The organism is Pelagimonas sp. (genome assembly GCF_058892305.1).
Window position 1 is genome coordinate 35,112 of sequence record NZ_JBZXVN010000014.1, and the last position, 15,606, is coordinate 50,717.

Annotated in this window: 16 protein-coding genes; 13 read left to right on the top strand and 3 right to left on the bottom strand. The window is 56.8% G+C overall.

The genetic code is table 11. The features are described 5' to 3' along the window. Nucleotides 1-2 precede the first annotated feature (2 nt). From dctP to AC5EFR_RS05630, 10 genes are all read left to right on the top strand, one after another. On the top strand, nt 3-974 hold the full coding sequence (gene dctP, locus AC5EFR_RS05585; RefSeq protein WP_274836296.1) for a TRAP transporter substrate-binding protein DctP: 972 nt from the start codon (nt 3-5) through the stop codon (nt 972-974). Nucleotides 975-1,044: 70 nt separating this feature from the next. Continuing rightward, on the top strand, nt 1,045-1,569 hold the full coding sequence (locus tag AC5EFR_RS05590; RefSeq protein ID WP_274836295.1) for a TRAP transporter small permease: 525 nt from the start codon (nt 1,045-1,047) through the stop codon (nt 1,567-1,569). Next, nucleotides 1,566-2,876 (top strand): TRAP transporter large permease, encoded by a 1,311-nt coding sequence (locus AC5EFR_RS05595; protein WP_274836294.1) that lies wholly within the window; start codon nt 1,566-1,568, stop codon nt 2,874-2,876. Before AC5EFR_RS05590 ends, AC5EFR_RS05595 begins: the two co-directional genes overlap by 4 nt. 98 nt (nt 2,877-2,974) lie before the next feature. Further along, nucleotides 2,975-3,559, top strand: a complete 585-nt coding sequence (locus AC5EFR_RS05600) for an aldehyde dehydrogenase family protein (protein WP_493574936.1) — start codon at nt 2,975-2,977, stop codon at nt 3,557-3,559. Nucleotides 3,560-3,713: 154 nt separating this feature from the next. Then, complete coding sequence (locus AC5EFR_RS05605) at nt 3,714-5,342, top strand: TnsB C-terminal domain-containing protein (protein ID WP_088635665.1); 1,629 nt, start codon at nt 3,714-3,716, stop codon at nt 5,340-5,342. Then, the gene (locus AC5EFR_RS05610; RefSeq protein WP_493574937.1) at nt 5,320-6,177 is read left to right on the top strand and encodes a TniB family NTP-binding protein; all 858 of its coding nucleotides are present in this window, start codon (nt 5,320-5,322) and stop codon (nt 6,175-6,177) included. The genes AC5EFR_RS05605 and AC5EFR_RS05610 overlap by 23 nt, the downstream gene beginning before the upstream one ends. After that, the gene (locus AC5EFR_RS05615; protein ID WP_493574938.1) at nt 6,174-7,106 is read left to right on the top strand and encodes a TniQ family protein; all 933 of its coding nucleotides are present in this window, start codon (nt 6,174-6,176) and stop codon (nt 7,104-7,106) included. The genes AC5EFR_RS05610 and AC5EFR_RS05615 overlap by 4 nt, the downstream gene beginning before the upstream one ends. 716 nt (nt 7,107-7,822) lie before the next feature. After that, nucleotides 7,823-8,287 (top strand): YHS domain-containing (seleno)protein, encoded by a 465-nt coding sequence (locus tag AC5EFR_RS05620; RefSeq protein WP_493574939.1) that lies wholly within the window; start codon nt 7,823-7,825, stop codon nt 8,285-8,287. A 123-nt stretch (nt 8,288-8,410) separates the two neighbouring features. Next, nucleotides 8,411-9,163 (top strand): response regulator transcription factor, encoded by a 753-nt coding sequence (locus AC5EFR_RS05625; protein ID WP_493574940.1) that lies wholly within the window; start codon nt 8,411-8,413, stop codon nt 9,161-9,163. 4 nt (nt 9,164-9,167) lie between these two features. Next, the gene (locus AC5EFR_RS05630) at nt 9,168-10,259 is read left to right on the top strand and encodes an ATP-binding protein (RefSeq protein ID WP_493574941.1); all 1,092 of its coding nucleotides are present in this window, start codon (nt 9,168-9,170) and stop codon (nt 10,257-10,259) included. Nucleotides 10,260-10,772: 513 nt separating this feature from the next. Here the strand turns inward: AC5EFR_RS05630 and AC5EFR_RS05635 are convergent. The 3 genes from AC5EFR_RS05635 to AC5EFR_RS05645 form a co-directional block, all read right to left on the bottom strand. Further along, nucleotides 10,773-11,543, bottom strand: a complete 771-nt coding sequence (locus AC5EFR_RS05635) for a transglutaminase-like domain-containing protein (RefSeq protein WP_493574942.1) — start codon at nt 11,541-11,543, stop codon at nt 10,773-10,775. Nucleotides 11,544-11,659: 116 nt separating this feature from the next. Continuing rightward, entirely contained in the window at nt 11,660-13,213 is a 1,554-nt protein-coding gene (locus tag AC5EFR_RS05640; RefSeq protein WP_493574943.1) for a GH3 family acyl-acid amido synthetase, read from the bottom strand. A gap of 105 nt (nt 13,214-13,318) precedes the next feature. Next, the gene (locus AC5EFR_RS05645; protein WP_203240427.1) at nt 13,319-13,747 is read right to left on the bottom strand and encodes a MerR family transcriptional regulator; all 429 of its coding nucleotides are present in this window, start codon (nt 13,745-13,747) and stop codon (nt 13,319-13,321) included. Between the two features lie 172 nt (nt 13,748-13,919). On the opposite strand from AC5EFR_RS05645, the gene AC5EFR_RS05650 reads away from it, so the two are divergent. The 3 genes from AC5EFR_RS05650 to AC5EFR_RS05660 are packed head-to-tail and all read left to right on the top strand — an operon-like array spanning nt 13,920 to nt 15,594. Next, entirely contained in the window at nt 13,920-14,516 is a 597-nt protein-coding gene (locus AC5EFR_RS05650) for an SCO family protein (RefSeq protein ID WP_493574944.1), read from the top strand. A gap of 8 nt (nt 14,517-14,524) precedes the next feature. Beyond that, nucleotides 14,525-14,938 carry a disulfide bond formation protein B gene (locus AC5EFR_RS05655; protein ID WP_203240522.1) on the top strand — a complete coding sequence of 138 codons (414 nt, stop codon included), beginning with the start codon at nt 14,525-14,527 and terminating at the stop codon, nt 14,936-14,938. Continuing rightward, nucleotides 14,935-15,594: a DsbA family protein gene (locus tag AC5EFR_RS05660; protein ID WP_493574945.1), complete on the top strand. Its 660-nt coding sequence runs from the start codon at nt 14,935-14,937 to the stop codon at nt 15,592-15,594. The genes AC5EFR_RS05655 and AC5EFR_RS05660 overlap by 4 nt, the downstream gene beginning before the upstream one ends. Nucleotides 15,595-15,606: the final 12 nt, after the last annotated feature.

Below are 15,606 nucleotides of genomic sequence, written 5' to 3' on the forward strand. Positions count from 1 at the left end.
AAATGAAAAAACAATTGTGTGGTCTTGCCGCATCCATAGCACTGGCGCCGCTCGCGACGGCTGCGGTGGCGGATACCAAGATCCTGGCGAGCTGGGACCAGAGCTACGCCGCCGTCGGCGAGGTGCTGGATCCGTTCATGGAATACTTGGAGGCGGAGACGACAGCCAAGCTCGGCCTGTCGCGATTCGGGCCCGAGACGATCCCGCCGTTCGAACAGCTGAACCCGGTGACCCAGGGCCTGTTCGATATGCTCTATACCAATGGCGGATATCACTACAATGATATCGCACTCGGCATGGCGCTCGATTCTCTAAGCGGCGACATTGGTACGATCCACGAGTCGGGCATGTGGGACTTCGTCGATCAGGAATACCAGAAAGCCGGGTTGAAGCTCATCGCGATCTTCTACGATACCAACGGGTTCCACATGATCCTGAAGGAGCCCCTGACCGGCGACGGGCTTACCGGCCGACGCATCCGGGGCACCCCTCTCTATCATCCGGTGATCGAAGCGCTTGGCGGTTCCCCGGTGGTGTTGCCGGGCGGGGATATCTATCCGGCTCTCGAACGTGGCGTGGTCGACGGCGCGGCCTGGCCGGCAGTGGGCGCGGTCAACTACCGCTGGTTCGAAGTGTCGAGCTACTTCGTGCGGCCAACCTTCGGTCAGGTCGGGCATATGCTCTTGATGAACCTCGACGCTTGGAACGCTCTGGACGAACAGACCCGCACCGAGATCGAAACCGCCGCACGTGCCTACGAGGTGGAAGCCTCGGCGACCTTCGACGGCCTCGCAGGCACCGAGGAAGAGACCCTCGTCGCCGAGGGGATGCAAGAGACCCGGTTCGAGGATGATGTCGTCGCCAACCTCAAGAGCGCCTGGTATAACGGGGTCATGGATCTGGCTGCGACCGTGAATCCCGACGAGATCGCGCAGATGCGCGAGATCGCCGAAACCGCTGGGATCGGCGAGTGACGATCCTCCCCGGTGGTCGCCCCGGACTCGGGGCGGCCCCACAAAGTTTCAATCGGGTACGGAGACAGGGATGAGTGTGTTTTTGCGCCGCCTGGGCCGAGCGCTCTTGTGGGCTCACGATGCGTTGGTCACTTTGAGCTACTGGCTAGGGGCTGGGGCCCTTGGCCTGATCGTGATGATTTTTTCCTATGAGGTCTTCTCGCGCTATCTGATGGGCGCGCCGACCAAGTGGGCCAGCGACTTCGTGTCGTTCCTGCTACTTATCTCGATCTTTCTGGTCCTGCCGCACGTAACGCGGATTGACGGCAACGTGTCCGTTCCGATCCTGCTCAACGTGCTCGGACGGCGCGCCTCTGATTTCATGCGGCGCCTAGGGTTTGTGTTGGGTGCCGCCGTCTGCCTCTGGGCCGGCTACATCTTCCTGGATGAAACGCTGCGGTTGATCGACCGGGGTACGGCCACGCTCACCAGCGTGCGGTTTCCCAAATGGATCTTGTTCGCCTTTCTCGTGTTCGGGATGGTGAATGCCGGCCTCGCCTTTCTCAGGCTCGCTTTCGGCGGCAAATCCCATCACGAGACGCAGGCAACGATATGATCGAGGGTATTCCCGCCGTACTTGCCGGAGTCGGTCTGCTGCTTCTGTTCATGGCCGCTGGTATGCCTGTCTTCGTCGCCTTCCTGACAGTGAACATGGGCGCCACGCTGCTGGTTCTGGGACCTGCTGGCTTCGGGATGTTCTCCGGCAGCTTCTACGAGACCGCCACGAACTCCACCCTGGTGACGATCCCGCTGTTCATCCTGATGGGGGAACTCCTGTTCCGAAGCCGCGCGGTCGATGTGTTGTTTCAGTCGATAGACACGCTGATTGGCCGGGTACCCGGACGCCAGTATGTACTCTCCATCGTCCTTGCGACTGTCTTCAGCACGCTCTCCGGCGCGGCAATGGGCGTGGCGGCTATGTTGGGTCGCTCGCTTCTGCCAGGAATGATCGCGCGCGGCTATGACGCGCGGCTGTCGGTCGGCACGATCCTGGCCGGCGCCAGCCTCGCACCTCTAATCCCGCCTAGCGTGCTCGTCATCATCATTGGCACGCTGGCCGGGGTGTCCATCGCCGGATTGCTGATCGCGGGGATCATCCCCGGCCTGATCTTCGCAGGGTTGTTCGCGGCCTATGTCTTCCTCCGGATCTGGCGCAATCCGTCGCTGGCACCGCAGAATGAGGAAGCAACACCCCGGGTTGAATTCAAGGACACCCTGATCGCCGTTGGACGTCTCTTGCCGTTCACAATCATCATCGTCTCCGTCATGGGGCTGATCTTGGCAGGGGTCGCCACTCCGACGGAGGCCGGTGCGATGGGCGTTCTTGGCGCGCTTATGACGGCCGCGATCTATCGCAACCTTTCATTCCAGATGGTCCTCGAGTCGCTAGGCGGGTCGGTGAAAATTTCGGCGATGATCCTGATCATCATGGCCAGTTCGAAGTTGTTCAGTCAGCTTTTGGCCTTTTCCGGTGGCGCCTCGGCACTCACCGCGTGGATCGTGGGACTGGATGTCTCCCCTTGGCTTATGCTGGTGCTCCTGATGGTTCTTCCCTTCATCCTGTGCATGTTCATTGACCAGATCGCGTTGATGTTGATTGTCATTCCGATCTACCTACCGATCATAGATAGCTTCGGCTACGACCCGATCTGGTTCTGGCTTCTGTTCCTGGTGAACATCACGGTTGGAGGGATCACCCCGCCATTCGGCTACACACTATTCGCCCTGAAAAGCGCCTGGAGCGAGGGATCGCTTTCCACCGTATTCGCTGCAGCTTGGCCGTTCGTTGCCCTATTCATACTTGGGATGATCATTCTTGCTGTGGCGCCGGGCCTGACGACGTATCTGCCGTCGAAGCTCTAGGGCGACGGCTCCGAGGACGTGGAGCGGCGATCGAGTGTCTCGAGCGCATCAGCTTCCGGTCCCGATATAGAAATACAGACAATAGGGAGAGGCTCTACATGGAAAACGACCTGGAAAAGTATCAGATATTTATCGGCAACGAGTGGCACGACAGCGCCACGGAGGAAACCTTTGAGAGCTATAACCCCTACACCGGGGAGCCTTGGGCCAAGATCCCGAAGTGCGATGCGCGGGATGTCGACGCCGCCGTGGATGCGGCGCATGACGCGCTCTATTCCGGGCCCTGGGGGCAGATGCCGCCGACGCAGCGCGGCGCCTTGATGCGCAAACTGGCGGAGCTAATCCAGCGCGATGCCGACAAATTGGCGACAGTGGAAGTGCGCGACAACGGCAAGTTGTTGGCGGAGGTCCGCGGTCAGGTCAGCTTTCTGCCACAATGGCTGTACTTTTATGCTGGCCTCGCAGACAAGATCACCGGTTCAGTCGTGCCGATCGACCGGCCGGACATGTTCACCTACACACTACGGGAACCTGTGGGGGTCGTTGCCGCTATCGTTCCTTGGAACTCCCCACTCATGCTGATGATGTGGAAATTGGCTCCGGCGCTGGCGGCGGGCTGTACTTTTGTGCTGAAGCCGTCGGAACACACCTCGGCCTCCGCCCTGGATGTCACTGTACCCTAATTAATCAGAATCCGGCCTGAAATTGCCCCGTGAAATCAATGGCGGTTTGTACCTTTAATTTTCATATTGTACCGTTAATTAGCATACTGTGCCCTTAATTGCCGTACGGTCTGAGTTGTGGATAAGTGTCGACCTATTGGGGAGGGGGATTTGCGTGGTAAACGAGCGTCTTGCGAAACACCGTGCGGCGGTTCTTCGGCCGATCCTGGAGCTTGAGAAGAGAGGTGAGCCGATCAGCGCGGCTATCGGAGATGCCGCTTGGGAACTGGGCTTGGCGAAAAGCCACACATGGTCGCTCTACCGACGTCTGAGAGAGAACGATGCACGTGCCACGGCGTTGGAGTTGGACCGTCGCGGGCCGAAACCGGGATCGAAACGGATTGCTGAAGACGTCGAAATCATCATCGATGAGAGCCTGCGAAGATACTATCTGGTCCGCGAGCGCTCGAGCTTTCTTCGCATCTGGCGCGAGATCCGTGCCGAATGCGAGGCGAAGGGGTTTCAGCCCCCGACCCGGAGAACGGTCAAGGCACGTCTAGACGCTATGGATAAGCGAGAGGTCTTCCGGAAACGGCGCGGAGCAGAGGCGGCTGACAAGGTCTTTGCCGCGCGTCCTGGCCGACTTGAAGTTTCAGCCCCGCTGGAAGTCGTTCAGATCGATCATACAACTTCGGACATCACGTTGGTCGATCACGTCAATCGACGGCCGCTTGCGCGCCCCTATCTGACGGTGGCCATCGACGTCGCGAGCCGGATCGTTCTCGGGGTCCATGTCACTTTCGATGAGCCATCTGTCTTGTCGATCGCCTTGTGTCTCGATCACTGTGTGCGCCGGAAATCGGTGCACGTCCCTGGAACACTGGAAGAGGTGATTTGGCCGACGGCCGGCATTCCTAAGGCGATCCACGTCGACAATGCGCAGGAGTTCCACAGTGACGCCTTTAGAATGGCCTGCGAAGATTGGGGCATTACTGTCGAGTATCGTCCGCTTGGCGGCAAACACTATGGCGGTCATGTCGAACGGCTGATCGGAACGACCATGGGTGCCGTTCATGTGCTGCCCGGGACTACGCATTCCTCAATCGTCGAGAAGGGCGACTATGACAGTGAGAAGCATGCGGCCCTGACACTGATCGAGTTTGAGGATTGGCTTCATCTGGAAATCTGCCGATACCACAATACGGTTCACGAAGCTCTCGGACGAACGCCGCTTGCGGCATGGGCGGACATGGGCGGGGATACTGCGGGACGGCAGGTCGTCGACATAGAAGCCTTTCGGACAAGCTTCCTGCCATTCGAGTGGCGCCAGCTCGGACGCACTGGGATCACGCTTTTCGGGGTCAATTACTGGAGTGATGCCTTCGCGTCGTTGGTCGGACGCGGGCAGGGTAAGGTACAGGTGAAATACGATCCGCGAGACTTGTCGCAGATCTGGGTCATCACCGATGATGGCCGCGTGATCTCGGCCCGGTACCGGGATCTCAGCCACCCGCGTATATCGCTTTGGGAAAGTCGGCGGGCGCGGAAAGAATGGCATGATAAACATGGTGGCCGGATCAACGAGCGGGTCCTATTCCAATTGATTGACGCGCAGCGACGGCTGGCTGAGGCAGCGCGCCAAAAGACGCGGACTGCCCGGTTGGAAGACGAAAGAGGTGCTCGGCTTCCCCGGCACCAACCGCGCCGCGATCCATCGCGCGAAATGTTCGCGATTGATACAGGCAACCCTGATCTGCCAACCTATGAGATTGATGAGTTTAATGACCCCAGAAGAAAGAATTGACCGTATCCGCGGCGATCATTGGATCGCGTTCGACCGTGCCACGATTGTTCTCAACCGATTGACCTCCCTTATGGAAATGCCGCAACAGAGCCGGATGCCTGGCCTGATGGTCTATGGTAGCTCCGGCATCGGTAAGACGATGATCGCCAAACGCATGGCCAGCAAGTATCCGACGCAGTACAATGCCGAACTGGGCGTCACGAAGACACCCATCCTGCTGGTTCAGGCGCCGCCCGCGCCGGATGAGCGCCGGTTCTATCAACACATCCTGTCGACGATCGGGGCGCCGATGTGGGGGCGTCACACGGTGTCCGAGCTTGAGGTGCGCGCGCTAAGCCATCTTCGGGACATGGACCTGAAGATGCTGATGATCGACGAAGTGCATAACCTGCTTGCCGGCAGTTACCGGGAGCAACGACGGTTCCTGAACATGCTACGGTTTCTGTCCAACGATCTCTGCGCGTCGCTTGTCGTTTTCGGTGTCAACGAGGCCCTCGAGGCCGTCCGCGGTGACGACCAACTGGCCCGTCGGCTGGACGAACACTACCTGCCGCTCTGGGAAGACGACGTAGAGTTCTCCCGTCTGATCCAGACGTTGATCGCCGCGATGGCGCTCGAACAGCGGTCTGGCCTGACGGTCGCGTCGCTTCGGACGATCCTGAAGGTGACCGGCGGTGTCACATCGCGCGTGTTCATCATGATCAAGTCTTTGGCCATAGAAGCGATCGAGACAGGTGAGGAGCGGATCACCGACGAGGCGGTTCAGTCCTGGCAGCCGGTCTGGGCAAAGCATGCCTGGAACATCCCTCGCCAACCCGCCGCAGCATTCGGGTGACCGTCAGACCGCTACCGTTTCGACCGCCGCCTGCACGCGATGAGCTTCTGTCCAGCTGGATCGGGCGATTGGCGAAGGCCAATCACTGCTCCGCTGAAGAACTTTGCGGCTATCTTGGTTTGGGGCAGGGCAGGGTGCCGGAGCGTATCAACGATCTCGGACAGGTAGACTGGGCCCGCCTCTGCTCGGCAGTTCAACTGACCCGGCATGAGATTGCGGCCATGACCCTTCCGGATGCGACGCAACACGGCGTACAATACGTGTCGTGGCATGACTTCCAGTATTGTCCGAGGTGTGTTGAGAAAATACCCGATCTGGTGCTTCGCCATTGGCGCTTGGCGTGGTCGATTACCTGCGAAACTTGCGGTCAGGCTCTGGCAACCAATTATCCAGCCAAAGATGTGTCAGGCAGACTTCGTGCTCGAGCTTTGTGCGGCGTGGAAGCCCTAAAGACGGCTGTCGCCACGAACAATCGCGCGCGGTTGCGCCGGGTGGATTTGACCATGCATCTCATGGCAGTTCTGGAGATCGGGAACCTGAGGGCGCTCACATCGGGGAACGAGCGCGAAAGGTTAATGGCGCTTGCCGCAGTTGGTGTTAGCGTGACTCGTCCCGTTTTGGGTGCTGCCATCATTCTACGTGGAAACGAACGGATGGTCTTTGAGTTGCGCCGCGCCTTTCCTCAACATCGTCGGGTGATTGAGCAGGCCCGTGGGTTGTCGCAGGACCTTGGCCAGCGGTTTCCTGGGCGGCGGAAAACAGAGCATCCGACCAGGAAGACGCATGGAACGAGCCCCCCAAGTGCATCCGTGAGCGCTCTGCAGGCAGCTCGTCAGGCCATATCCGAACTTGGCGCCGGCGCAAACCGTGAAGCGCTTCTGACCCGCGCCGATGCAATCTGGAAAAGCTCAGATGGTGTCAAATCCTGAGGCGTGAAGCCTGTGGAAATATTGTAATTAAGGGTACAAAAACGCCCCAAAATGAGCTGAATCCGCAGAATCTGATTAAATAGGGTACAGTGACAACAAGCTCGGCGTTGCGCTGGCCAACAAGCTGGCCCGGATCGCCTGGAGTGTTCTGAACTCCGGCAAAGATTTTGATTGGAAGGAAAGAGAGACAGTGACTGCCATCTGATCGGACCACAGTCGCAATGATGTTCGTAAACCTCAACTGCATGGAACGGAAAAAAGACGCACCCAAAGTCTGAGAGCCCAAATGGTCACAATAGATCAGGTCACTAATGAGACAGCGGCGCGTGCGCACTCCCAACAGGGCCACGGCAACCAACAAGCCGATACACAGGCCGGATACATATCAGCGACTTCCTGAGAACGTGCAATTGAACACTTGCGAACAGCAGCCGGTACATACATTGGGCTCTTCCAGTGATTTCGCCGCGATCCGCTCGAAGGTCGGCTTATGATACGATTCCGCCCCCAACCGGAATCGACCCCAGACAGTCGTTCGATCAACATTTGGCGCACGGTTCCAAAGCGCTTCGCCTCCTGGCAGCCTAACCAAATCTTAACCAACAGCGAACCGCGCTGAAATCTTGCGGAATTACTCTGTCTGCATCCGGCTGCTGTCTGGAATGGGCACCAGCGGGGAGGAAACATCGAATCCAACCAGACAAAGGATGATTAGGATGAACAAGTTTGCTAAAATCACCGCAGCGACGGCTTTCGCGGTGCTGTCGGCGGGCCCGGCATTGGCCGTGGATGAACACTACATCGCCGGCGATGCGGTCGTGGGAGGCTATGACGTGGTCGCCTATCATACAGTCGGCGCACCGACGGTGGGATCGGCGGACTACTCCGCGACCTATCAGGGCGCGACGTGGTATTTCTCATCGGCTGAAAACCTCGAGATGTTCAACGCCGACCCAGCGAAATTTGCCCCAGCCTACGGCGGCTGGTGCTCGGCCGGAGCAAGCAAGGGCAAAAAGGTGCCCACGCAACCTGACCTTTTCGCCATCGTCGACGGTCAGCTCTATCTCAACAGCAGCCCGGGAGCCCACAACAACCTGTTCCTGGCGGACACGGAAAATGTGATCCGCAAGGGCGAGGGCAACTGGAAGCAAATCTTCGCAACGCCAGCCGGCGACCTGTAGTCAAGGCTGCACCCCGCCGACCGCCCCGGTTTCCAGGGGCGGCGGCTCTCGCTGCGGAACCTTGGCGGCGCGCTTTGCGGATCACTGGATTGTCAGTCCGTGTGATCCGTCATCGCGCTTAAGGTGAGACACTCATTCTTTCGCGGAGTCCGTATCATCGAACCCATAGCATCCACCCTGGTGGTCGAGGATGACATCAACATCCTCAACCTGCTGAGCGCCTATCTCGAAAGCGCCGGGCACTGCGTTGTGACCGCCAGCACCGGCTGTGCAGGGCTGGAATTGGCGACAGGCGCTGACTTTGACATGTGTATTCTTGACGTCATGTTGCCGGGCATTTCGGGCACCGACATAGCCGCCGCCATGCGCGCCGTCGGTGACCAGACACCTGTTCTGTTTCTGACCGCGTTGGGGAACGAAGCCGACATATTGCGCGGGTTCTCGGTGGGTGCCGATGACTACATCGTCAAGCCGTTCTCCCCCCGGGAACTTTTGGTGCGGGTAGAGGCGATCTTGCGACGCAGTTCACTCCCAAGGCTGGAGCAGGGCAACCAGATCATTGCGGGTCCGATCCGGCTTGATGAGGCCCAGCCGACCTGCAATGTCAATGGAGCAACCATCGATCTGACCCCGCATGAATACCGAATTTTGCGGCGCCTACTTGGCCGTCCGAACCGGGTGTTCGAACGCGGCTCGCTGATTGCCGCCATTTACGGCAACGAGGATGCCGTCAGCCCCAAGGCAATTGATGTGCATGTCCACCACCTGCGCGCCAAGCTTGGGCAGGACGCTGGCGCCATGATCCAGACCGTTCGCGGGTTCGGGTACAAGTTCTCGCCGCAGGGCAGCTTACAGATGGCAAGCACCTGTGTTTGAACGATTGCAAAGACTGCCGTGGCTGACCTTGCAGATCATCGCGGCCAATGCGGCGGTGATCCTGGCCCTCGCCGCAGCTTGGTATCTAGCATTCATGCGCCAAAGCAGCGTCTATTCTGAACGGTTGATGTCGACATTCAATATCGAGCCGGGTCGCTTGCACGCAATGTATGTCGACGATGTCGAACGCCAGCTTTGGGCAAGCGTCATCATTGGATTGCTGGCAGCAATTCTTGCCTCGGTCGGGCTGGCATTCCTGATTGTGCGCCCGTTGCGGTCGCTGGCTCGGGCGACGGAACGTCTGCGCCACGGCGATTATGGTGTCCGGTCGGCCATCGAGGGGGGCGAGGTTGGCCATTTGGCCGAGAACTTCAACGCACTTGCCGCTGCGCTTGAACAAGAGGATCAACGCCGCGCCCAATACCTGGCGGATCTCAGCCACGAGTTGCGCACCCCGATCACCAGCCTTCGCGGCTACACTGAAGGGTTGGAGGATGGCGTATTTCAGGCCGATGAAGCGTTCTTCAAACTGATGGCGAGCGAACTTAGCCACCTTTCTGCGTTGACCCAATCAATCGAAGCGATGCAACTGCAACACCCTGCCAATGACGACTTGAAACCCTGCAGCGGCATAACGGTCGGCGAGTGCGTAAGCGATGCAAAGATCCGTTGGGATGCAAGGTTTCAGAAACGCGGCCTAAAGTTGGATCTGGATGTTTCTTCCACCCTGTCGGGGCAGAGGTTCGCAGTGTCGGAGAATAACTTGCGGCAGATCGCAGACAACCTTTTGTCCAACATGGTGCGATACGCCTCGGACAGCAAATCGTGCCGAATTAGCGTAGCCAAAAGCTTTGGCGAGAATGTTGCCAGACTGAAATTCAGCAATGACGCCCCCGACGTCAACCACGCTGCGCTGCCGTTCTTGTTCGACCGTTTTTATCGTGTGTCCGACAGCCGCACTCGTACCCAGCAGGATCATTCTAGCGGGCTGGGCCTGTCCATTGTCAAACAGCTTTGCCTGTCCAATCGGGGCAATGTCGACGCAACGCTGAACGGCCAGCGCTTAGAAATCGCGGTTCATTTGCCGTTGAAGTAAGCGGCTTAAACTTCACGACAGGCCGCTGGTAGAGGATTGCGTGCGTTGTCGTGGCGCTGCCGTGTAAAACTTGTCCCTAAGGCGTCCTTTTGATGGTCACAGATCAATAGACCACCACATGCCGGGACTAAACACCTAGTTGGCCACATAATCTTTGATCACTCCAATCATTAAGAATTCGATGGGCTTCTTCGAAGGTAAATCCCTAGTTTTTAGCAAGCGGACATTTAGAAAGTTGAGGCCAAAGGCAGGAAAATCCGCTCCTTGCCATTTCATCCAGAGCGCAACGAAGGTTTAAAAATCAAAGACCTGACGTTCACACAGTGCGCGGCTAGTGGCAGCAGAGAGCCCACACCCACTGAACCTCTGCATCGCGTGACGGTCTGCTTCGTCAAATCTGAAGGGTGATCACAGGAACCTTCTTACCCGCGCGAAATAGCCTTCGAATTACGAGCAATATTGATCCTTGGAACTCGATCCCCGAAAGCGGCATCTATATGCGCGTGACCGTTATCATGTGGCTCTGGGTGTCTCTTCGTGTGGGTGATTTGGCAAAGCCCGCCCTGGAATGCGCGGAACACGCCCGGATCGAATGCGGCTAACCCGAGCGTTCATCCAGTGACGGATGACGTTTCGGTACAAAAGGTCTTGTATGGTGCTGAACGATTGCCGGTGCGTGCGATAGAAGGTGTCGGGTGAGTCGAATAGTCCAAAATCCTGCGCAATGCCCGTCTTCTGGATGTATGTGTCACCGCAAGCCCATTCGACGGGGGGGTCGCTTAGGCAGTCGGTGCCTGCTCCATACCCGCACAGACTGGATGTGTCAGAAAATGTGGTTTGGAGCGCCGAAAGAAATTGGGCGTCCAGAATGAACCCTTCGAGATTCACCCAACCATTCTCCGTTTCCACCTCGACCCAGGAATGGATGATTTCTTCGGGGGCAATGGGATAGACCAGTTCTGGCACAACACCACGCTGCAATGCCTTGTGGATGGTGAAGCCGTGGAGGCGGCACCGAACCCCGACACTGCGTAAAAGCGCCATCAAGAGAGTGCCCTTGGTGTTGCATTGGCCGAAGCCATCGGCCAGCACTTCAGAGGCGGAGATGTCATCGGCACGATTGTACCCAAAGGCGATCTCGTTGCGTACAAAGTCGTACACGGCACCAATGCGATCATGCATCGGCAAGGGACTCCAACCACGATTGTCGACTAACCCAGCTATGGACGGGTGTTCGAAATCTAAAAGTGGTGTGGGTGCAAGAAGCGGGTCTTTATTTGGCATTACTTGTCTCCTCGAATCGTCTCAGACACTATGTAATTGCTATAGTAACTATAGCTTCAATCCTGAATCTGTCGCCGTTGCCTTGAACCGAGATATCTCCGCGATTGATGTCATCCTTAACTCGGTGGTGGCATCAACTCCCGCATCTGCTTTTCTGAGATGGTGCGCGGCACTTTGTGCTGCCCGCCTACCTGCCCTTTGCTCTCCATCCAGGCAGCAAAGGATCCAACCGGCAACATATGTAGAATGGGGGGAAGGATGGCCACATCGTTCAAGCGCCGTGTGGCGTATCCCGAATTTGCGGCCTGCAAAGCAAGGTCAATATCAGCTGCAAGCCGAACACTGTCTGCCGAAGTATTGGATGCTTTGGTTTCCATGAGAAGGACGTAGCGCCCTTTATTGTCTTCGAATTGAGGGCAAATGGCAAAGTCGTTCAGCTCCAGCCCGTGATCCTGCGCGACTTTTGCGAAGACGGCTTCGACCTCTTCATTCAACACCTTCTCCCCAAACTTAGAGAGTGTTTGCGAGATACGGCCAGCAAAACGGAGCCTGAAATCTTCGACATCGACGAAGCGGACTATATCGCCCACGATGTAGCTCCACAGGCCAGCACAGGTCGTAACAACAAGCACATAGTCAACACCTGTGACAACCTCAGCCAACCAATGCCTCGGTGGGTTGTCACTCTGATATCGGTCCAGTGGAATGAATTCGTAGAAAACGCCGCAGTTTGTTATCAACCGCATCCCCTCATCCTGAGCCCCGTCGGAGACGGCGAAAAACCCCTCGCTTGCCGCATAAACTTCGCGAAAATCCACCTCGAGGTCTCGGGTCAAACTGGAGAACTGGTCGCGATAGGGTTCAAAGCTCATCCCCCCATGGACGATTAGTTGTAGGTCCGGGAACCAATTAGACAGGCGCGTCGCCTCATGTGGCGAGCGTTCTGCCATACGTGCGAACAAAATCGAGAGCCAGGAAGGGAGGCCGCTAATCGCGCGGATATTCTTGTCGACGCAATCTTCAGAAATCAGCTTCAGCTTTTCCTGCCAATCTGTGATCACGGCCAACTCTGCTGGCGGATAATACCTGTCTCGCCCGGCCCAAAATGGCGTTTCGCGTGCAGCGATACCGCTGAGTTCACCAGCAAAGACATTTGGCGCCAATTCCTCCAGATTTGGACTGCCTGCGAACATGAAGTACCGACCCAGCAGGATTCGACTTTTGGGCATCGCATGAAAATGCGCCATGATCACATGCGTTCCAGCGCGGTTGTTGGCCCGCACCATCGCGAGAGTGCATGGTATGAATTTAGATTTTCCACTGGTTGTTCCGGAGGTCTTAGCAAAATAGGGGATTCGCCCTGGCCAAGTAACATCGTCAAGAACCGGAAAATCGCTCGCCCAATACTGTTGTTGGAAATCTTCGTAATCTCTAACTGGGACAGAAGCTTGATAATCCTGAACATCGCGGATCTTTGCAAATCCATGATCACGTCCAAATTGTGTGCCGCGCGCTGTCCGGACCAGTTGACGAAGTGTTTTGACCTGACTTTCAATGATTGCAGTGCGCGGCTTCGGTGCACGAGATGCGAATAACCGAACGACCGGCGTGGCTAGCCTCCCAACGAGCATATAAAGCTTGAAATCAAACATATCGTAACCTTGAGCCATCTATTGAAAGCACATGCACTTCAGGTGCAAATGATCGATACAGGCTATAGTAACTAGAGCTTCAAGCTATTTCTTCCAGATGATGTGCTCCCAAGCAGGTTTTCTTCACGCGCCGATTTCATTGTGGTCGGTCAAACACTCCGAATGATCGCGTAAGACTTCGAGAACTTTACAGTCCGCGGTATTGCCTCCACTGCATTCGTGGATCATGCGGCGCAGCTCGGTGCGCAGTGCCTTCAAGCGCGCCATTCTCAATTCGACTTGTTTGAGCTGACGCCGCGCGATGGAGTCTGCCTCATGGCAAGGCCGGTCTGGATTGTCGCTTAGATCAAGGAGCTCACGGATTGCTTCAAGCGAAAACCCCAACTGGCGTGCGTGCCGAATAAAGGACAGGCGGTCTACATCGGTATCTCCATAGCGCCGCTGCCCCCCTTCGGTGCGACCCGGCTCAGGCAAAAGCCCAATTTGCTCATAGTACCGGATGGTCTGGACCTTCGTTCCAGTCTTCTTTCCAAGATTTCCAATGGTAAGCATGTAATCTCCATTTCTACAGCGTCAGTAGCTTTAGGGCGTACCAGATGCAAGCGAGAGGCATTTTCACAGGTCCGTGATAAGTGGTTCGCATACTGAAAAGAGGCTTGAACCTCTAGCTACTAGAAGAGTTAGAAGTCTTTGAAAATTATCAGAATCGGGCGGATTGCTTCCTGTGAATTTGTCGGCGTTTCAAAAACTGCTTTGGGGCCTCGCTGCAATAGCGATGATTGGTTTTGTATGGCTGCAGGTCGCAAGCAGGACCGATCAACAAGCTGACAATCCTGCGTTTCGCGCCGAGTTTGAACTGACGGATCATCGGGGCATGGTGCAAACCCAAGATGATTTCGCGGGGCGCTGGCTGCTCGTGTTTTTTGGTTTTGCAAATTGCCCTGACGTATGCCCAACAGCTTTGGCCGAGGTGGCAGCAGTCATGGACAAGCTTGGCTCGGATGCACCTAAGGTGCAGCCACTGTTTATCTCGATTGATCCGGAACGCGACACGCCATTGGAGATGGCAAAGTTCGTGCCGCATTTTAACGCAGGCATCATCGGGCTGACCGGCACTGCAGATCAGATCAAGCGAACGTCTGAGACCTTTCGCGTGTACTATGAGAAAATCGAGGAAGCCGCCGCCCCTGGCGGATACACTATGGGGCATTCATCTCAATTGTTCCTGTTTGATCCGCAAGGCGGATATGTTGGCGCCTGGACTTATGGAACATCAGCGGAAGAAATCCTTTCGGATCTGAAAGCAAGGATGTCGATGTGAAAATAGAAATGTCGAAAGATACGGCACTTGCGCTTGCCTGGATTGTCGCCCTGACAAGTTCGCTAGCCGTACTCTACATCGGTGAAGTTTTAGGGCAGGCCCCCTGCAATCTGTGTTGGTTTCAGAGGGCGTTCATGTTTCCACTGGCGATCATTCTGGGTCTTGGCCTTTGGTGGCAGGATGAGCGGATCGGTCGCTATGGCGTTGCCCTCTCGCTCGGTGGCGCGGCCATCGCGCTTTGGCACATGGGGCTCTACACTGGGGTCCTGCCTGAATCTATCAAGCCCTGTACAGCTACCGGCCCTTCTTGCACCGGCGACAACCAGCGGTTTCTCGGTGTTCCGATCCCACTGTTTGCGCTGATCGCCTTCGTGCTGATTGCCATTCTCTCATTTCTTTCTCTGAAGGAGACTCGCTCGTGAGCAATAAATCACTGGTCATATCTGTCCTGTCGTTCGGCCTTGCGATTTTCGTGGCCCTGATCTGGTTCGAAACCCGCCCCCGCTCGGTTGCACAACCAGGTTACGTTCAGCCTGAAATCGCCGAAGAACTAATCCGATCCTACTCGCCAATCCTCGGACCGGAAGACGCGCCCGTCACCATCGTCGAGTTCTTCGATCCGGCCTGCGAAGCGTGCCGGGCGTTTCATCCAATCGTGAAAGACATCCTATCCCAGCATGACGGCAAGGTCCGGGTTGTCCTGCGATATACCCCGTTCCATGGTCCGGGGTCTGAGACCGCCATCAAACTGTTGGAAGCAGCCCGGATGCAGGGCAAGTTCGAACCGGTCCTTGAATCCCTCTTGCTTTATCAGAATGCCTGGGCTTCGCACGGCGCTCCCGATCTGGAAAAAATTGGCAAGATCGCCGCTGGCGCGGGGCTGGATTTGGAAGCTGCGCTAACACAGATCAAGTCGCCGGATGTTGTCGCTGTGTTTAATCAAGACCGCGCTGATGTGGAAAAGGTGGGTGTGCGCCAAACCCCCACCTTCTTCGTGAATGGTAAACCTCTTGATCCGTTTGGAGCGGACGAATTGCGGGCACTTGTAGCGGCCGAAGTTGCTGCGGCGGGCTCGTAACCAAGAATCCAT